Genomic DNA, 18,871 nt, shown 5'->3' with positions numbered 1-18,871 from the left:
GAGCTGGCCCGGGTGCTGCCGGCCGCCCAGTTCCGGGTGCTGACCCGCCGCTGGGCCGCGCACGCCGACCCCGGCGCCGACGAACGCGGCTACGTCGAAGCCTCCGACCGGGAGTTCTTGACCCTGGCCCAGACGATGGACGGGTGCCACCTGCGCGGGTTCCTGACCGCCGAGCACGGGCACGCCCTGCAAGCCGCCCTGGACGCGATGACCACCAAGTCCGCCGACCAGGCCGGTCACCCCGCGAGCCGGCGCCGGGCGGGGGCGTTGCTGAACCTGACCCGCCTGGTTCTGGACCGCGACCTGACCGGCACGACCGGCACCCACCGCCCGCACATCACCGCCGTGGTCGACCTGGACACCCTGCACCGCGCCCTGAACCGCGCCCCCGGCACCCGGGCGGGCGACGACCAGTCGCCAACCGGATCGCCACCAGCCGGAGACATCGGGTCACCGCCACCACCAGCCCGCACCGCACCACCGCGCCCGATCGGACCGGGCGCGGACCTGGAGCGGTTCGCGGTCGCCGAGCTGGTCGGCACCGGACCCATCCCGGACACCGTGCTCGCCCGACTCGCGTGCGACTCCGCGATCACCCGGGTCGTGTTCGGACCGACCTCCCAGGTCCTGAACGTCGGACGCACCGAACGCACCTACACCGGGCCCAAACGCCGCGCCATCATCGCCCGCGACCACCACTGCCAATACCCCGGCTGCGACGCCCCACCCGCCATGTCCGAGATCCACCACACCCAGCACTGGCACCGCGACAACGGCACCACCGACGTCCGCACCGGCTGCCTGCTGTGCTGGCACCACCACGAGATCGTCCACGACCGCGGCATCGAGATCACCCACCACCCCACCGGCCCATGGCACTTCACCGACCGCCACGGCCAACCACTCCACCAAGCCACCCAAGACCGAGGCGGGTAGACAGGTCCGGCCCTACTCGGGCCCCCGTCCGTCGTGGATGCCGTGTGGGGGCTGGTCGCCGGCTGGGCAGGGCCGTCGGCGGTCTTCGCGCATTCGCTGCTGCGGCCGTCCCGCGTGTCTGCGAGCATCCGCAGGGTGAGCGAGTCGATCAGCTGCGTGTTCTGCCGGATCGTGAGCGGCGAGCTGGCAGCCAGCCGCGTGGCGGAGTCGCCGACCACGCTCGCCTTCATGGACGTCGACCCCGTGACGCCGGGTCATGTCCTGGTGATCCCGAAGGCGCACCTGCCCGCTCTGGCAGACCTGCCGGACGCGGTCGCCACAGAGATGCTCGCCGTGGCCAGGAGCGTCGCCGCGGCGCTACGGCACAGCCAGCTCCGCAGCGACGGGATCAACCTCTTCTACGCCGACGGCGAGGCGGCCTTCCAAGAGGTCTTCCACGCGCACCTGCACGTCTTTCCGCGCTGGCAAGGCGACGGGTTCACGATCGGCGCCCGGTGGGGATCGAACCCCGCGCGAGCAGAGCTCGACGTGAACGCGAACGTCATCAGGGCCGCGATGGCGGAGGTGCCCGGGGACCCGAACGGCGCGGCGCGCTAGTCGCGGAACGTCTCGATCTGGGCGCCCAGCTCCACGAGGCGGTCCTGCAGCTGCTCGTAGCCGCGGGCGATGATGTCGACGTCGCGCAGGACGGACGTGCCCTTGGCGGCCAGCATCGCGAGCAGGATGACGACCGCGGGGCGCAGGGCCGGCGGGCACGAGACCTCGGCCCCCGACCAGTGGGTGGGGCCGGTGACCTGCAGGCGGTGGGCGTCGAGAAGCCGGACGTCGGCGCCGAGGCGGGTGAGGTCGGTGAGGTGGATGGCCCGCCCCTCGTACACCCAGTCGTGGATCAGCGTGGTGCCCTCGGCGCAGGCCGCGATCGCCGCGAAGAACGGCAGGTTGTCGATGTTCAGCCCCGGGAACGGCATGGGGTGGATCTTGTCGATCGGCGCGCGCAGGTCGCTCGGGTGCACGGTGACGTCGACGAGCCGGGTGCGGCCGTTGGCGGCGGCGTACTCGTCGGAGAGCGTGTAGCGCAGCCCCATCTCGGCCAGCGTCGCCAGCTCGATCTCCATGAACTCGATCGGCACGCGGCCGACCGTGATCTCCGAGCCGGTCACGATCCCCGCGGTGAGCAGGCTCATCGCCTCGACCGGGTCCTCGGAGACGGCGTACTCGACGTCGGCGTCGATCTCGGCGACGCCGTGGACCCGCAGGGTCGTGGTGCCGATGCCGTCGATCCGGACGCCGAGCAGCTCCAGGTAGAAGCACAGGTCCTGGACCATGTAGTTGGGGCTGGCGTTGCGGATGGTGGTGACGCCCTCGCGCCGGGCGGCCGCCATGATGACGTTCTCGGTGACGGTGTCGCCGCGCTCGGTGAGCACCACCGCGAGGTCCCTGGCGCCGCCGCGGCTGACCAGGCCGTGGTAGTCGCCGGCGGTCGCGGTGACCTCGAGCCCGAACGGGCGCAGGCCGATGAGGTGCGGCTCGACGGTCCGCGTCCCCAGGTCGCAGCCGCCCGCATACGGCAGCCGGAACTCGTCCTCGAGGCCCAGCAGCGGGCCGAGGAACATGATGATCGACCGCGTGCGGCGCGCCGCGTCGACGTCGATCGCGTCGAGCTGCAGGTGCTCGGGCACCACGATCTCCAGGTCGCGGCCGTCCGTGGACCAGACGGCGCGGACGCCGACCGAGCGCAGGACCTCGACGATCCGGTCGACCTCGACGATCCGGGCGACGTTGCGCAGCCGGGTGGTGCCGCGGTTGAGCAGGGACGCGCACAGCAGCGCGACAGCGCCGTTCTTGCTGGTGTTGACGTCGATCCGGCCGCTCAGGGTCTGGCCGCCCTGCACGCGCAGGTGGGTCCGCTGCGGTCCGCCGAGCGTCACGATGGGGGAGTCCAGCGCCGCGCCGATCCGGGTGAGCATCTCGAGGCTGACGTTCTGGGCGCCCTGCTCGATGCGGTGGATCGCCGACTGGCTGGTGGCCAAGCGCTCCGCCAGCTGGGCCTGCGTCAGCCCGCGGTGCTGCCGGGCTGAGCGGACGAGGGAGCCGACGTGCGCGAGCTGGTCCTCCATGACGATCGGGAGGGAACCAGTGCTGGTCGGGACCGGGGTGGTCGTCGTGGTCATGGGGATGACGCTAACTCATGGATGAGATATCGCCACTGTGATCCGCGCCATCGAATCGGTCAGACCCGGCGCGACGGCCTCTCGGCGAACTCAGCCGCGATATGACGAGGCTCTCACCAGAGCGTGCCGACGGGCTCCCGAGTGGGCCAGACGTCGGACGCGCCCGGGCCGTCGAAGCCCTGCTCAGCGCGCCAGGCGTTGAACCCCTCGGCCCACGCCTGGTACGCGGTCGACTGGTACTCGTGCAGCGTGTCCAGGTCGAGCGAGGCCAGGTGCGGGAAGCGCCCGACGATGCGCTCGAGCACGTCGAGGGTGGCGACGACGTCGACGTCGGCGGTGTGCAGGTTGCCCGACTCCACCACGTGGTAGTAGCCGCACAGGTCGACGAGCTTGCGCTTGCCGCGGCGGAACTGGTCCTCGGCGCGGTCGAGCACGAGCGGGTCGATCACCGGACGGGCGTCGCTGCACAGGCGGTCGGGCAGGGTCTTGAGGCGGTGGCGCCGCAGCTCCGCGTCGAGCAGGCAGAGGTCGAACGCCGCGTTGTAGGCGACGACGGGCACACCGCCGCGGAAGGCCTCCGCCAGCTCGGTCGCGATCTCCTCGAGCGCCTCGCGCGGCGGGCGGCCGTGCTCCCGGGCGTGGTCGGTGCTCACGCCGTGGATGGCGGCGGCGGCCTCGGGGATCTCGACGCCGGGGTTGATGAGCCAGCTGCGGACGTGCGTGCCCGCCTCGTCGCGACGCACGAGCGCGGCGGTGACGATGCGGTCGTTGTCGACGTCGACACCCGTGGTCTCGGTGTCGAAGCCGAGCAGTGGCCCGTCTGTCCAGCTCATCGTGTCCCGCTCTCGTCCTTCGGTCCTGTCGTGCGTGGCCAGGATGACATCGGGCACTGACACGGGCGGGGAGGGCAGCCCGCGTGCCGCAGATCGGACACCCGCTGCGTCGGCGCAGGACCTGGCCCCGGTAGCCTGGTCCGGTGAGCAACGAGATCGAGATCGGCCGCGGCAAGCGCGGACGTCGGGCCTACTCCTTCGACGACGTCGCGGTCGTCCCGTCGAGGCGGACCCGCGACCCCGAGGAGGTCTCGGTCGGCTGGCAGATCGACGCCTACCACTTCGACCTGCCGATCATCGCGGCGCCGATGGACTCGGTGATGAGCCCGGCCACCGCCGTCGCGCTCGGGCAGGCCGGCGGGCTCGGGGTGCTCGACCTCGAGGGGCTGTGGACGCGCTACGAGGACCCGGTGCCGCTGCTCGCGGAGATCGCGACCTTCGACAGCGCGCGCGCCACGGCCCGGATGCAGGAGATCTACGAGGCTCCCATCCAGCCCGAGCTGATCACGGCCCGCCTCAAGGAGATCCGCGCCGCCGGCGTCACGGTGGCCGGCGCGCTCTCGCCGCAGCGCACCAACGAGTTCTGGCGCACGGTCGTCGACGCCGGTGTCGACCTTTTCGTCATCCGCGGCACGACGGTGTCCGCCGAGCACGTCTCGGGACGCGCCGAGCCCCTCAACCTCAAGCGGTTCATCTACGAGCTGGACGTCCCCGTGATCGTCGGCGGGGCCTCGACCTACACCGCGGCACTGCACCTCATGCGCACGGGCGCGGCGGGCGTGCTCGTCGGGTTCGGCGGCGGCGCCGCGCACACCACGCGCCTCTCGCTCGGCATCCACGCGCCGATGGCCTCGGCCGTGGCCGACGTCGCGGCGGCACGGCGGGACTACCTCGACGAGTCCGGCGGGCGGTACGTGCACGTCATCGCCGACGGGGGTGTCGGGCGGTCCGGCGACCTGGTGAAGGCGGTCGCGTGCGGCGCGGACGCGGTCATGCTCGGCGCGGCGCTGGCGCGGGCCACCGAGGCCCCCGGCCGCGGCTGGCACTGGGGCCCCGAGGCGCACCACCCGCAGCTGCCCCGCGGGGAGCGCGTCGAGGTGGGCACCGCCGGCTCGCTCGAGCAGATCCTGTTCGGCCCGGGCCACACCGCCGACGGCACCCTCAACCTCATCGGCGCCCTCAAGCGCGCGATGGCCACCACGGGCTACTCGGACCTCAAGGAGTTCCAGCGCGTCGAGGTCGTCGTCAGCCCGTACCAGCCGCACTGACCCGCACCACCACCGATGCCCGGAGGCGCCCTCAAATGGGCGCACCCGGGCGTCTTTGCGTGTCCGTTTGTCGATGAATATCGCGGCCCCGACCAGCCGCGATGTCCATATCAACATCTGTTTGGCGCCGAATTTGTCCGAATGGCTTGACATCGCCGAGTGGCGAGGAGCACTCTGGAGCCACTGGACGCCGACGACAGGGTCGGCGCAGCGGACGACGGAGTCGATGTGTACGCACCGGAGCGGCACCAACAGATCCTCGCCACGGCACGCGCCGACGGCAGGGTCGACGTCAACCGGTTGGCCGAGGAGCTGGACGTCACTCCCGAGACCATCCGTCGGGACCTCACGGTCCTCGAGCGCCACGGCCTCGTGCGCCGGGTGCACGGGGGAGCCATCCCCGTCGAGCGGCTGGGCTTCGAGCCCGGCATCGCCGACCGCGAGGCGAAGTTCGCGGGGGAGAAGGAGCGGATCGCCAAGGCGGCGCTCGACGAGCTCCCCGACGGCGGCGCGGTCATCCTCGACGCCGGCACCACGACGGTCCGCCTCGCCGAGCTGATCCCGCTCGACCGTGAGCTCACCGTGGTCACCCACGCCCTGCCCGTCGCGATGGTGCTCGCCATGCGGCCCGGCATCACCCTGCACCTCGTCGGCGGCACCGTCCGCGGCCGGACGCTGGCGGCGGTGGGCACGTGGGCCGAGCGGGAGCTGGCCGACATCCACGCGGACGTCGCGTTCCTGGGCACCAACGGACTGAGCGTCGAGCACGGCCTGACCACCCCCGACCTGGCGGAGGCCGCGGTGAAGCGGGCGCTGGTCGCCAACGCCCGCCGGACGGTCGTCCTCACCGACCACTCGAAGATCGGCCGCGTCGAGTTCGCCCACGTGGTCCCGCTCAGCGCGATCGACACCGTGATCACGGACAGCGGCGCGGAGCCCGAGCTCGTCGACGAGCTCGAGACCGCCGGCCCCCGGGTGGTGACCGCATGATCGTCACCCTGACCCCCAACCCGAGCCTGGACCGGGCGCTCGAGCTCGACCGGCTCGAGCTGGGCGAGGTCAACCGCGCCGACCGCGCCCACGTCCACCCCGGCGGCAAGGGCATCAACGTCTCCCGCGTGCTGGTGCGTCACGGCATCGAGTCCGTCGCCGTGCTGCCCACGGGCGGCGCGGACGGCCGCCGGCTGGTCGAGCTGCTCGACGAGCACGACGTCCCCGCGGTGGCGGTGCCGGTCCACGGCGACACCCGCACCAACCTCACGCTGGTCGAGCGCGGCGGCGCCACCACCAAGGTCAACGCCCCCGGCCCGAAGCTGACGCCCGACGAGGTCGACGCGCTGCTGGCCGCCGTCGAGGTGCAGCTGGCGACGCGCCCGCGGGCCCTGGTCGGCGCCGGGAGCCTGCCGCTCGGCGCGGGCGAGACGTTCTTCGTCCAGCTGGCCGGCCTCGCCGCCCGGTACGCCGTGCCGTTCGCGCTCGACACCTCGGGCGTACCGCTGGCCCGGGCGGTCCGCTCCGGCGGGCTGACGCTGGTCAAGCCCAACGACGAGGAGCTCGCCGAGCTGGTCGGTCGGGAGCTGATCACCGTCGGCGACGTCGTCGACGCCTCGCACGAGGTCCTCGCCGCCGGCAACCGGGCCGTCCTGGTCAGCCTCGGGGCGCACGGGGCGATGCTCGTCGTCGCCGACGACGTCTGGTGGGCCGGCGGCATGCCCGTCGTCCCCCTGTCCACGGTCGGCGCCGGCGACTCGACGCTTGCCGGCTTCCTCGCCGCCGACGGATCCGGCGGCGACCGCCTCCGGACCGCGGTCGCCTTCGGTCGGGCGGCCGTGCTGCTCCCCGGCACCGCCGTGCCCGATCCCACCGACATCGACCTGGACGCCGTCCGGGTCGTGCACAAGCCCGATCCCCGACTCGCACTGAAGGAGCTGTGACGTGAGCACCCCTCTGATCACCCCGGACCTGGTCGCCGTCGACCTGGTCGCCACGGACCGCGACGACGCGACCCGCCAGCTGATCGACCTCCTGTTCGCGGCCGGCCGCGTGACCGACGCCGCCGGGTTCCACGCCGACGTGCGGGCCCGCGAGGCGCAGATGGCCACGGGCATGCCCGGAGGGATCGGCCTGCCGCACGCCCGGTCGAGCTTCGTCACCGCCCCCAGCCTGGCGGTCGGCAAGGTCGCCGCCGGGGTCGACTTCGGTGCCCCCGACGGTCCCGCGACCCTGATCTTCCTCATCGCCGCCCCCACCGAGGGGGACGGCGACCACCTCAAGATCCTCGCGGCGCTCGCCCGCCGCCTGGTCCACGAGTCCTTCCGCACCTCGCTCAAGGACGCAGGCGACGCAGCAACGGTCGCCGACATCGTCACCCGAGAGGTCGTCCCCTCATGAAGTTCGTCGCCGTCTCCAGCTGCCCGACGGGCATCGCGCACACGTACATGGCCGCCGAGGCCCTCGAGCAGTCCGGCAAGGCCGCCGGGCACGAGGTCCACGTCGAGACCCAGGGCGCCGCGGGCTCCACCCCGCTCGACCCGGCGATCATCGCCGCGGCCGACGGCGTCATCTACGCCGCCGACCTCGAGGTCAAGGACAAGCAGCGCTTCGCCGGCAAGCCGTTCGTCGACGTCGGCGTGAAGAAGGCGGTGCACGACGCCCCCGGCGTCATCGCCGCGGCGGTCGCCGCGGTCGAGGCGGGGGTCCCCGCGGGTGCCCCTGCCGCACCGACGGGCCTCGCGACGAAGGTCGACAGGAACGCGGGCGTCGGCACGAGGATCCGCCAGTGGTTGATGACGGGTGTCTCGTACATGATCCCGTTCGTCGCCGCCGGCGGGATCCTGATCGCGCTGGGCTTCATGGTCGCCCAGTTCGCGGGGGGCAGTGACGGCGTCGTCGCCGTGACAGCCGTCCCGCTGACGCACCTGCTGAACGACTTCTCCGTCACCAGCGGCATGGACTGGGCCGCGCTCCTGTTCCAGATCGGGGCGCTCGCGTTCGGCTTCCTCGTGCCGATCCTGTCCGGATTCATCGCGTACGCCATCGCCGACCGGCCCGGGCTCGTCCCCGGCATCGTCGGTGGTGCGGTGTCCGTGGCCGTCGGCGCCGGCTTCCTGGGTGGCCTGGTCACCGGCTTCCTGGCCGGGTTCCTGGCGCTGTGGATCAGCCGCTGGAAGGTGCCGAAGGGCGTGCGCGGCGTGATGCCGGTGGTGGTCATCCCGCTGCTGTCGACCTTCGTCGTCGGGCTCATCATGATCGTGCTCATCGGGCAGCCGATCGCGAGCCTGATGAACGGGCTGAGCAGCTGGCTGAACGGGCTGTCGGGCTCCAACCTCGTCCTGCTCGGCGCCCTGCTCGGCGCGATGATGGGCTTCGACCTCGGCGGTCCGATCAACAAGGTCGCCTACACGTTCGCGGTGACGGGACTGGCCACCCAGGGCCTGGCCACCGACGCGGTGCAGTACCGGATCATGGCCACGGTCATGGCGGCCGGCATGGTCGCACCCCTGGCCATGGCGCTGGCGACGTTCGTCCGCAAGCAGCTGTTCACGCACGCCGAGCGGGAGAACGGCAAGGCGGCCGTGCTCCTCGGCCTCTCCTTCATCTCGGAGGGCGCGATCCCGTTCGCCGCCGCCGACCCGTGGCGCGTGATCGTCTCCTCGCTCGTCGGCTCCAGCGTGACCGGTGCCCTCGTCATGTCGGTCGGCTCCGCCCAGCGTGCTCCCCACGGTGGCATCTGGGTGCTGCCGCTCATCTCGAGCCCCCTCGGGTTCCTCATGGCGGTCGCGGTCGGCACCGTCATCTCCGCGGGGCTGGTGATCGCCCTCAAGAGCGCCCGCACCAACGAGTTCGTCCAGGCCGAGCAGGAGGCGGACGCCCAGGCGCTCGTCGCCGCCGCAGCCTGACCCGTCCCTCGCCCGGCATCGTCGCCGGCCCCAGATCGGAGATCGTCATGCCTTCTCGCACCGTCGTCGTCGCCTCCCGCGTCGGCCTGCACGCCCGCCCCGCGATGCTCTTCACCCAGGCCGTCGCCGAGACCGGGCTGCCGGTCACCATCGCCCGCCCGGGCGGCGAGCCGGTCGACGCCGGCAGCATCCTGTTCGTCATGTCGCTCGGAGTCCCCAGCGGCGAGGAGGTCACGCTCTCCGCCGAGGGGGACGGCGCCGACGCGGCGCTCGACGGCCTGGTCGACCTGCTGGCCACCGACCTGGACGCGGAGGAGGCGTCATGACCGCCCCCGCAGTCGGCGCCCCGCACGTGCTCCAGGGCGTCGGCGTCGGGCGACGGGCGATCGTCGGACCCGTCGCGCAGGTGCGGCCCGCGCCCCACGTCGAGCCCGACGCGCCCCTGCTGGTCGACGGCGTCCCGGCCGACACCGCGACCGCGCACGCCGTGGTCGAGTCCGCCTTCACCGAGGTGGCCGTGGCGCTTCGGGAGCAGTCGGCGCGGTCCACGGGCACGGTGAAGGACGTCCTCGCGGCGACGGCGCAGATGGCCGACGACAAGGCGCTGCGCAGCGGCGTCCTCACGCGCATCGATGCGGGCGAGCCGGTGGTCAGCGCGATCGACGGCGTCGTCGAGATGTTCGCGACGATGTTCCAGCAGGCCGGCGGCTACCTCGCCGAGCGGGTCACCGACCTGCGCTCGGTGCGGGACCGCGTCGTGGCGAAGGCGATGGGGCTGCCGGCGCCCGGGGTGCCGTCCCTGGACCGGCCCTCGGTGGTCGTCGCGAAGGACCTGGCGCCGGCCGACACCGCCGCGCTGGACCTGGCCAACGTGCTCGCGATCGTCACGGAGCTGGGCGGCCCGACCGGCCACACCGCGATCATCGCCGGGCAGCTGGGACTGCCGTGCATCGTGCGCGTGGCCGGCGCGACCGGTCTGGCCGACGGGACCGTCGTGGCGGTCGACGCGGGGGACGGCACCCTGACCGTCGACCCGGACGACGAGCTGCGCGCCGAGCTCGACCGTCGGGCCGCCGTGGAGACGGCGCTGGAGTCGGACACCGACCCCGGCGGCACCGCGGACGGGCACGCGGTGGCGCTGCTGGCCAACATCGGGACGGCGGAGGATGCCGCGCGCGTCTCCGGCGGCGCGGTCGAGGGCGTCGGCCTGTTCCGCACCGAGGTGCTGTTCCTGGAGAGCACCACGGCCCCGACGCACGACGCGCAGGCGGCGGTCTACGCGAAGGTGCTGCGCTCGTTCGGCGACCGCAAGGTCGTGGTCCGCACGCTCGACGCAGGCGCCGACAAGCCCTTGGCCTTCGCCACCCAGCCGGACGAGGAGAACCCCGCCCTGGGCGTCCGTGGGTACCGGCTCGTGCGCACCCACCCCGAGCTGCTCGACACCCAGCTCGGCGCGCTGGCCACGGCGCAGGCCGAGACCGGGACGACGCCGTGGGTCATGGCGCCGATGATCGCGACCGCCGCGGAGGCCCGCGCGTTCGCGACCCGGGCGCGCGACGCCGGCGTCGCCACCGTGGGCGTGATGATCGAGGTGCCCGCGGCGGCCCTGCGCGCCGACGAGATCCTCGCCGAGGTCGACTTCGTCTCCCTGGGCACCAACGACCTGGCCCAGTACACGATGGCCACCGACCGCCTCCGTGGCGAGCTGGCGGACCTGCTGGACCCGTGGCAGCCCGCCGTGCTCGACCTGGTCGACGCCACGGCGCAGGCCGGCCGGCGGGCGCGCAAGCCCGTCGGGGTGTGCGGCGAGTCGGCGTCGGACCCCGTGCTCGCGCTGGTGCTCGTGGGGCTCGGGGTGACCAGCCTGTCGATGTCGGCGGGTGCCGTCCCCGCGGTCCGGTACGCGCTGCGGCACCACACGACCGCGGAGTGCGCGACCATGGCGGCCGCCGCGCTCGCGGCTCCGTCGGCGGCCGAGGGGCGGGCGGCGGTCATCGGCCTGCTGCACGCGGACGTGGCCCAGACCCTGGGCGTGTAGGCGCGACTCGCGCGGGGGCCGCGGCGGCCGGTTTTCCCCAGCCGCCGCGCGTACCCTCGCCTCTATGGCGCACGACCCGGGACACACAGAGCTGCACGACCCCGAGACCGACCCGCTCGCGACGTACGTGCTCGAGCCGGACGACGTCCGCCCGCTGCTGAGGCGCGTCGTCGCGTCGCCCGGCGCGGCCGTGTTCACGTCGCACGCGCCGTTCACGGGCGGGCCGATCGCCGCGATCCCGCTGTCCACGCCGGACGACGTCGCGCGCGCCGCCAAGGTGGCCCGGGCCGCCCAGCGGCTGTGGGCCGCGCGTCCTCTGCGGGACCGGACCGCCGTCCTGTCCCGCGTGCACGACCTCGTGCTCGAGCGCCAGAGCGACGTGCTCGACCTCATCCAGATCGAGGCCGGCAAGGCGCGGGTCTCGGCGTTCGAGGAGGTCTGCGACATCGCCAACGTGTCGCGGCACTACGCCGTGCGCGCCGGCCGCTACCTCGCCGCCCGCCGGGTCCCGAGCCTGATCCCCGGCCTGACGACCACGCGCGTGCTGCGGCACCCCGTCGGCGTCGTCGGGATCATCGCGCCCTGGAACTTCCCGCTGACCCTCACGATCGGCGACGTCCTGCCCGCGCTGGTCGCCGGCAACGCCGTCATCCTGCGGCCCGACCCGCAGACCGCGCTCACGTCGCTGTGGGCCGCGGAGCTGCTGGAGGAGGCCGGGCTCCCCGACGGGCTGCTCCAGGTCGTCGTGGGCGACGGTCCGACGGTCGGCGCCGCGGTCATCGAGCACGTCGACCACGTCAGCTTCACCGGGTCGACCCGCACGGGCCGGATCGTGGCCGCGCAGGCGGGGCAGCGGCTGGTGCCGGCCACCCTCGAGCTGGGCGGCAAGAACCCGATGTACGTGGCCGAGGACGTCGACGTCGAGGTCGCCGCCGAGGGCGCGGTGCGGGCGTGCTTCGTCGGCACCGGCCAGGTCTGCGTGAGCATCGAGCGGATCTACGTGCACGAGGACGTGGCCGAGGCATTCACCGCGGCCTTCGTCCGGCGCACGCGCGCACTGCGGCTCGGGTCCGGTCTCGACTACCGGTCCGACGTCGGCTCGCTGACGTCGGCGTCGCAGCTGGCCACCGTGGTCGAGCACGTCGAGGACGCCGTCGGGCACGGCGCGACCGTGCTGGCGGGCGGGGTGCACCGCAGCGACCTGGGCCCCTGGTTCTACGAGCCCACGATCCTGACGGACGTCCCGAACGAGGCGCGGCTGGCCCGCGAGGAGACGTTCGGCCCGGTGGTGGCCATCTACCGGGTGGCCTCCGACGACGAGGCGATCGCCGCCATGAACGACACCGAGTTCGGGCTCAACGCCAGCGTGTGGACCGCGGACACCCGCCGCGGCGCGGCGCTCGCGGCGCGTGTGCGGTCCGGGTCCGTGAACGTCAACGAGGGCTACGTCGCGACGTGGGGTGCCGTCGGCGCCCCGCAGGGCGGGGTCGGCGCGTCGGGCATCGGCAGCCGGCACGGGCGCGAGGGCCTGTGGGAGACCACCCGGTTGCAGACGGTGGCCGTCCAGCACGGCGTGCACGGCATCCTCGGCGGGCCGGGCGTCGGCCTGCACCGGCTCTTCGACCTGGGGACCGAGACGTGGCCGCGGGTCTACACCGGGGCGCTGCGGGCGATGAAGGCGTTCCGCCTGCCGTAGCCCGTCAGGCGTGGCCCGCCGCGGCCGGCGCCGGGTCCGACTCGTCGCTGGTGCCCTCGAACCCGGCTGCCTCGATCGTGGCGACCGCCTGGCGCGCGATCGCGAGCTCCTCGTTGGTCGGCACGACCATGACGAGGGTGCTGGTCCAGTCTGGGGAGATGATCGTCGGCTCCTTCTTGCGCCCCGCGTTGCGCTCCGGGTCGACCGCGATCCCCAGGGCCTCGAGCCCCTCGAGCGCGCGGGCGCGGACGATGTCGTCGTTCTCGCCGACGCCGGCGGTGAACGTGATGACGTCGACCCGGCCCAGGACCGCGTGGTACGCGCCGATGTACTTGCGCAGCCGGTGCAGGTACACGTCGAGCGCCAGCGTGGCGCCCTCGTCGCCGGCCTCGACGAGCTTGTGCAGCTCGCGGAAGTCGTTCTCGCCCGAGAGGCCCTTGAGCCCCGAGCGGCGGTTCAGCAGGTCGTCGACGTCGTCGACCGACAGCCCCGCGTTGCGCTGCAGGTGGATCAGCACGGCCGCGTCGATGTCGCCGGACCGGGTGCCCATGACCAGTCCCTCCAGCGGCGTCATGCCCATCGACGTCTCGACGGCGACGCCCCCGCGGACGGCCGACGCCGAGGCGCCGTTGCCCAGGTGCAGCACGATCTGGTTCAGCTCCTCGGGCCGCCGGCCCAGCACGCGCGCGACCTTGCCGGACACGTACTGGTGCGACGTCCCGTGGAACCCGTACCGCCGGACCCCGTACGCCTCGGCGACCTCCCGGTCGATCGCGTACGTCGCGGCGGCGTCGGGCAGGGTGCGGAAGAACGCGGTGTCGAAGACGACGACGTGCGGCACGTCGGGCAGGAGCTCGCGCGCCACCTGGATGCCCGTGAGGTTGGGCGGGTTGTGCAGCGGAGCCAGCGGCGACAGCGCGTCGATCTGCGCGATGACGGCGTCGTCCACGATCACGGGCGCGCCGAACACCGAGCCGCCGTGCACGACCCGGTGGCCGACGGCGACCACGTGCGCCTGCGTGAGGTCGGGCCCGACCTCGTCGAAGAGCGCCAGCACCGCCCGCAGGCCCGCGCCGTGGTCGGCGACCGGGTCGGAGCGCTCGGTCGTGCTGCCGCCGTAGGTGTGCCGGACCGAGCCCTCGTCCTCGCCGATCCGCTCGACGATGCCGGACGCGATCGCCTCGCCGGCGACCGGGTCGACCAGCTGGTACTTGATGGACGACGAGCCCGAGTTCACGACGAGCACGCTGCCGTGCGCGCCGAGCACGTCGGCCCCGGTGTGCGGGCTGGTGGGGTTCACGAGGGCTCCTCCGCTTGCGCCTGGATGGCCGTGATCGCGACCGTGTTGACGATGTCCTGCACCAGCGCGCCGCGCGACAGGTCGTTGACCGGCTTGCGCAGGCCCTGCAGGACGGGGCCGATGGCGACGGCGCCGGCGGAGCGCTGCACGGCCTTGTAGGTGTTGTTGCCGGTGTTGAGGTCGGGGAACACGAACACGGTCGCCCGCCCGGCCACCGCCGAGTCCGGCATCTTTGTCTTGGCCACGGAGGCGTCGACGGCGGCGTCGTACTGGATGGGGCCTTCCACGGACAGGTCGGGTCGGCGCTCGCGGACCAGCGCGGTCGCGGCCCGGACCTTCTCCACGTCGGCGCCCGAGCCGGACTCGCCCGTGGAGTAGGACAGCATCGCGATCCGCGGCTCGATGCCGAACTGCGCCGCGGTGCCGGCCGACGAGATCGCGATGTCCGCCAGCTGCTCGGCCGTCGGGTCCGGGATCACCGCACAGTCGGCGTAGACCAGCACCCGGTCCTCGAGGCACATGAGGAACGCGCTCGACACGCTGGAGACGCCGGGCGCCGTCTTGATGATCTCGAACGACGGCTTGATGGTGTGCGCGGTGGTGTGTGCCGCCCCGGAGACCATGCCGTCGGCCAGCCCGAGCTGGACCATCATCGTGCCGAAGTACGAGACCGACGTGACGATCTCCCGCGCCCGTTCGACGGTCATGCCCTTGTGCTTGCGCATCTCGGTGTACTCGACGGCGAAGCGCTCGAGCAGGTCGTTGGCGTGCGGGTCGATGATCGACGCGGCGTCCAGGTCCAGGCCCAGCTCGGTCGCACGGGCCCGGATGGCCGGCTCCTCGCCCAGGATCGTGATGTCGGCGACGCCGCGCTGCAGCAGGGTCGACGCCGCGCGCAGGATCCGGTCGTCGCCGCCCTCGGGCAGCACCACGTGCTTGCGGTCGGCGCGCGCCCGGTCCAGCAGCGCGAACTCGAACATGAGCGGCGTGACCACCTCGGGCCGCTCGACGTCCAGCGCGGCCAGCACCGCCGCGCCGTCGACGTGCTGCTCGAACAGCGACAGCGCGGTGTCGACCTTGCGCTGCGAGTCCGCGGTCAGGCTCCCGTGCGTGTCCGCCGCCGCGCTCGCGGACCGGAACGTGCCCAGCTCGGTGCTGATGATGGGCAGCCTGCTGCCCAGGCCCTCGACCAGCCGCGCGATCAGGGGAGCCGGCCGGAAGCCGCCGTTGAGGATGATCCCCGCGAGCGACGGGAAGCCCTCGGCCTGGTGCGCGACCAGCAGCCCGAGCAGCACGTCCGAGCGGTCGCCGGGGGTGATGACGACCGCGCCGTCGGCGAGCCGGCCCAGCAGGTGCTCCACGGACATCGCCCCGACCAGCACGTCGAGGACCTCGCGCGACAGCAACGACTCGTCGCCCGCGATGAGCGTGCCGTGCACGGCGTCGGTCAGCTGCCGGACCGTCGGCGCGGTGAGCAGCGGGTTCTCGGGGACGGCCCACGCGGGCAGCCCGGTCCCGGCCCGGAGGGCGTCCCGGACGCCGCTCACCGTGCCGGGCGCGCACCGGTTGGCGACGACCGCGATCACCTGGGCGTGGTTCGCCGTCATCTCGGTGACCACGACGTCCGCCACCTGCGCGACGACCGCGGGCTTGCGATGGCCCCCGTTGATCACCAGCACCACGGGTGCGCCCAGGTTGGCCGCGATCCGGGCGTTGTACGCCAGCTCCGTCGGGCCCGCCACGTCGGTGTAGTCGGTGCCGACGACCACGACCGCGTCGCAGCGCCGCTCGACGTGGTGGTACCGCGACACGATCTGCGCGAGCGCCTGCTCGGGGTCGTCGAGGACCTGCTGGTACGTCACCCCGACGCACTCGTCGTAGGTCAGGTCGACGCCGTCGTGCTGCAGCAGCAGCTCGAGGACGTAGTCGCGCACGTCCGTCGAGCGGGCGACCGGACGGAACACCCCCACCCGCTTGACGGTGCGAGCGAGGAGGTCGACCAGCCCGAGCGCGATCATGGACTTGCCGGAGTCCCCCTCGGGGGAGGTCACGTAGATGCTGCGGGCCACGGTGGGCTTCTCCTGAACGATGGACGGTCGAACGGTGCCGTGGGGCGACGTCGCCCCACGGCCTGCGTCCTGCTACTCGTTGTCGCCGCCCGTCGCGATCGTGGCGGCCACCTGCCCCTCGTCCGCAGCGTCCTGCGCGTCGGGCCACACCCAGTCGCGGACCTCGGGCAGGTCGTCGCCGTGCGCACGCGTGTACTCGCGGGCCCGCAGCCGCTCGTCGACCATCTTCTGCCGCAGGTTGGCCTGGGCCGTGCGCAGGTGCGGCACGTTGTCGATGACGTCGATGACGAGGTGGAAGCGGTCGAGGTCGTTGAGCATGACCATGTCGAACGGCGTCGTCGTCGTGCCCTCCTCCTTGTACCCGCGCACGTGGATGTTGTTGTGGCCGTGCCGGCGGTAGGTGAGCCGGTGGATCAGCCACGGGTACCCGTGGTAGGCGAAGATCACCGGCTTGTCCTCGGTGAAGAGCCCGTCGAACTGCGCGTCCGACAGCCCGTGCGGGTGCTCCCGCGCGTCCTGCAGCCGCATGAGGTCGACCACGTTGATCACGCGCACCTTGAGGTCCGGCAGCTCGCGCCGCAGGATGTCCGCCGCCGCCAGGACCTCGAGCGTGGGCACGTCTCCCGCGCAGCCCAGGACGACGTCGGGCTTGTCGCCCGGCACCTCCGTGCCCGCCCAGTCCCAGATGCCCAGGCCGCGCGTGCAGTGCGCGATCGCCTGGTCCATGGTCAGGAAGTTGGGCGCCGGCTGCTTGCCCGCGACGACGACGTTGACGTACTGCCGGCTGCGCAGGCAGTGGTCGTACGTCGACAGGAGCGTGTTGGCGTCCGGCGGCAGGTACACCCGGATGACGTCGGCCTTCTTGTTGACCACGTGGTCGATGAACCCGGGGTCCTGGTGGCTGAACCCGTTGTGGTCCTGGCGCCAGACGTGGCTGGACAGCAGGTAGTTCAGGCTCGCGATGGGCCGGCGCCACGGGATGTCGTTGGTGACCTTCAGCCACTTGGCGTGCTGGTTGAACATCGAGTCGATGATGTGGATGAACGCCTCGTAGCAGTTGAACAGCCCGTGGCGGCCGGTCAGCAGGTACCCCTCGAGCCAGCCCTGGCACTGGTGCTCGCTGAGCATCTCGAGCACCCGGCCCGCGCGGGCCAGGTGCTCGTCGACCTCGGGCCCGAAGAAGTCCGCGTTCCACTGCTTGTCCGTCACCGCGAACACCGACTGCAGCCGGTTCGACGCCGTCTCGTCCGGCCCGAAGATCCGGAAGTTGTCGGGGTTGAGCCGGATCACGTCGGTCAGCCAGTCGCCCAGCACGCGCGGGGCCTCGCTGATCGAGCCGGCTGGCACCGGGACGTCGACCGCGTACTTGCGGAAGTCCGGCAGGCGCAGGTCCTTGAGCAGCGCGCCGCCGTTCGCGTTCGGGTTGTCGCTCATCCGCAGGTGACCCGCGGGCGCGAGCTCCCGGATGTCGTCGTGCAGGCGGCCGCCGTCGTCGAACAGCTCGTTGACCCGGTACGACTCCAGCCACTGGCGCAGCACGTCGAGGTGCTCCGGGGTGTCCCGCGCGTTGGCCAGCGGCACCTGGTGGGCGCGCCACGAGCCCGTGGTCTTCTTGCCGTCGATGTAGTCGGGCCCGGTCCAGCCCTTGGGGGTGCGGAACACGATCATGGGCCACTGCGGTCGCTGCTCGTTGCCCGCGTGGGCGCTGCGCTTGATCTCCGCGATCTCGTCGAGCACCTCGTCCAGCAGCGTCGCGAAGCGGCGGTGGATGTCCTCGTGCGTCTCGTCGTCGAAGCCCGCGACGAACATGTGCGGCTTGTGCCCGTAGCCCACCATGAGCGACTCGAGCTCGTGGTCGCTGATGCGCGCCAGCACGGTGGGGTTCGCGATCTTGTAGCCGTTGAGGTGCAGGATCGGCAGGACGACCCCGTCATTCTCCGGGTTGACGAACTTGTTGGAGTGCCAGCTGGTGGCCAGCGGGCCGGTCTCGGCCTCGCCGTCGCCGACGACCGTCGCGACCAGCAGGTCCGGGTTGTCGAACGCCGCGCCGTACGCGTGGCTGAGGGCGTAGCCCAGCTCCCCGCCCTCGTGGATCGACCCCGGCGTCTCGGGGGCCACGTGGCTGGGGATGCCGCCGGGGAACGAGAACTGCCGGAAGAGCCGGTGGATGCCCTCGGCGTCCTCGGTGATGTCCGAGTAGTACTCGGAGTACGTGCCGTCGAGGTAGGCGCTGGCGACCAGTCCCGGACCGCCGTGGCCGGGGCCGGTCACGTAGATCGTCGACTGCTCGCGCTCCTTGATCGCGCGGTTGAGGTGCGCGTAGAGGAAGTTGAGGCCCGGCGTGGTGCCCCAGTGGCCGAGCAGGCGCGGCTTCACGTGGTCGCGGGTCAGCGGCTCACGCAGCAGCGGGTTGTCCAGCAGGTAGATCTGGCCGACGGAGAGGTAGTTCGCGGCCCGCCACCACTGGTCGATCCGGGCCAGGGTCTCGGAGTCGATCGCCTCCCCGCTCCCGGTCCGCCACGTGCTGCTTGCCGACGTCGTCGTGGTCATGCGCGCTCCCCAGTCGTCCTCCCGGCGGTCTCCGCCGGTCCGGTGCCAGCCTTGCGTCGGGCTCTCGTGCCGCCGGGGGACCTTGGTCCTCCGGCCCGTGCACGGGCCTGT

Annotated in this window: 15 protein-coding genes; 10 read left to right on the top strand and 5 right to left on the bottom strand. The window is 72.7% G+C overall.

Going from position 1 to position 18,871, the window contains the following annotated elements; translation table 11 throughout:
• The coding region (locus tag AC1DWH_RS13640; RefSeq protein ID WP_477094125.1) for an HNH endonuclease signature motif containing protein at positions 1-936 on the top strand (936 nt) is incomplete at its 5' end.
• A 135-nt stretch (positions 937-1,071) separates the two neighbouring features.
• The gene (locus AC1DWH_RS13635; protein ID WP_477094124.1) at positions 1,072-1,533 is read left to right on the top strand and encodes an HIT family protein; all 462 of its coding nucleotides are present in this window, start codon (positions 1,072-1,074) and stop codon (positions 1,531-1,533) included.
• Here AC1DWH_RS13635 and AC1DWH_RS13630 read toward each other — a convergent pair.
• Together AC1DWH_RS13630 and AC1DWH_RS13625 are read right to left on the bottom strand one after the other, a co-directional pair.
• Entirely contained in the window at positions 1,530-3,053 is a 1,524-nt protein-coding gene (locus AC1DWH_RS13630) for a helix-turn-helix domain-containing protein (protein WP_477094130.1), read from the bottom strand. The genes AC1DWH_RS13635 and AC1DWH_RS13630 overlap by 4 nt on opposite strands.
• Before the next feature lie 167 nt (positions 3,054-3,220).
• Positions 3,221-3,940, bottom strand: coding sequence for an exonuclease domain-containing protein (locus AC1DWH_RS13625; protein WP_477094123.1), 720 nt, complete (start codon positions 3,938-3,940; stop codon positions 3,221-3,223).
• Positions 3,941-4,083: 143 nt separating this feature from the next.
• On the opposite strand from AC1DWH_RS13625, the gene AC1DWH_RS13620 reads away from it, so the two are divergent.
• The 8 genes from AC1DWH_RS13620 to AC1DWH_RS13585 all read left to right on the top strand — a co-directional run bounded on the left by AC1DWH_RS13620 (position 4,084) and on the right by AC1DWH_RS13585 (position 12,841).
• Entirely contained in the window at positions 4,084-5,208 is a 1,125-nt protein-coding gene (locus AC1DWH_RS13620) for a GuaB3 family IMP dehydrogenase-related protein (RefSeq protein WP_477094122.1), read from the top strand.
• Positions 5,209-5,436: 228 nt separating this feature from the next.
• Positions 5,437-6,198: a DeoR/GlpR family DNA-binding transcription regulator gene (locus AC1DWH_RS13615; protein WP_456845684.1), complete on the top strand. Its 762-nt coding sequence runs from the start codon at positions 5,437-5,439 to the stop codon at positions 6,196-6,198.
• Positions 6,195-7,142, top strand: coding sequence for a 1-phosphofructokinase (pfkB, locus tag AC1DWH_RS13610; RefSeq protein WP_477094121.1), 948 nt, complete (start codon positions 6,195-6,197; stop codon positions 7,140-7,142). Before AC1DWH_RS13615 ends, pfkB begins: the two co-directional genes overlap by 4 nt.
• A gap of 1 nt (position 7,143) precedes the next feature.
• Positions 7,144-7,599 (top strand): PTS sugar transporter subunit IIA, encoded by a 456-nt coding sequence (locus tag AC1DWH_RS13605; protein WP_456845682.1) that lies wholly within the window; start codon positions 7,144-7,146, stop codon positions 7,597-7,599.
• Positions 7,596-9,107 (top strand): PTS fructose transporter subunit IIC, encoded by a 1,512-nt coding sequence (locus AC1DWH_RS13600; RefSeq protein ID WP_477094120.1) that lies wholly within the window; start codon positions 7,596-7,598, stop codon positions 9,105-9,107. Before AC1DWH_RS13605 ends, AC1DWH_RS13600 begins: the two co-directional genes overlap by 4 nt.
• Positions 9,108-9,154: 47 nt before the next feature.
• Positions 9,155-9,433, top strand: a complete 279-nt coding sequence (locus AC1DWH_RS13595; RefSeq protein ID WP_477094119.1) for an HPr family phosphocarrier protein — start codon at positions 9,155-9,157, stop codon at positions 9,431-9,433.
• Complete coding sequence (gene ptsP, locus AC1DWH_RS13590; protein WP_477094118.1) at positions 9,430-11,145, top strand: phosphoenolpyruvate--protein phosphotransferase; 1,716 nt, start codon at positions 9,430-9,432, stop codon at positions 11,143-11,145. The genes AC1DWH_RS13595 and ptsP overlap by 4 nt, the downstream gene beginning before the upstream one ends.
• Positions 11,146-11,209: 64 nt before the next feature.
• Complete coding sequence (locus AC1DWH_RS13585) at positions 11,210-12,841, top strand: succinic semialdehyde dehydrogenase (protein ID WP_477094117.1); 1,632 nt, start codon at positions 11,210-11,212, stop codon at positions 12,839-12,841.
• 4 nt (positions 12,842-12,845) lie between these two features.
• On the opposite strand, the gene AC1DWH_RS13580 is transcribed toward AC1DWH_RS13585, so the two are convergent.
• The 3 genes from AC1DWH_RS13580 to AC1DWH_RS13570 all read right to left on the bottom strand — a co-directional run bounded on the left by AC1DWH_RS13580 (position 12,846) and on the right by AC1DWH_RS13570 (position 18,760).
• Entirely contained in the window at positions 12,846-14,141 is a 1,296-nt protein-coding gene (locus AC1DWH_RS13580) for an acetate/propionate family kinase (RefSeq protein ID WP_456845677.1), read from the bottom strand.
• The gene (pta, locus tag AC1DWH_RS13575) at positions 14,138-16,210 is read right to left on the bottom strand and encodes a phosphate acetyltransferase (protein ID WP_477094116.1); all 2,073 of its coding nucleotides are present in this window, start codon (positions 16,208-16,210) and stop codon (positions 14,138-14,140) included. The genes AC1DWH_RS13580 and pta overlap by 4 nt, the downstream gene beginning before the upstream one ends.
• Before the next feature lie 72 nt (positions 16,211-16,282).
• Positions 16,283-18,760: a phosphoketolase family protein gene (locus tag AC1DWH_RS13570; protein WP_477094115.1), complete on the bottom strand. Its 2,478-nt coding sequence runs from the start codon at positions 18,758-18,760 to the stop codon at positions 16,283-16,285.
• Positions 18,761-18,871 lie beyond the last annotated feature (111 nt).

The organism is Cellulomonas sp. P2_F12 (genome assembly GCF_056403775.1).
Note: the sequence above shows the minus strand (reverse complement) of the source record. Positions and strands in the feature narration are given on the sequence as shown.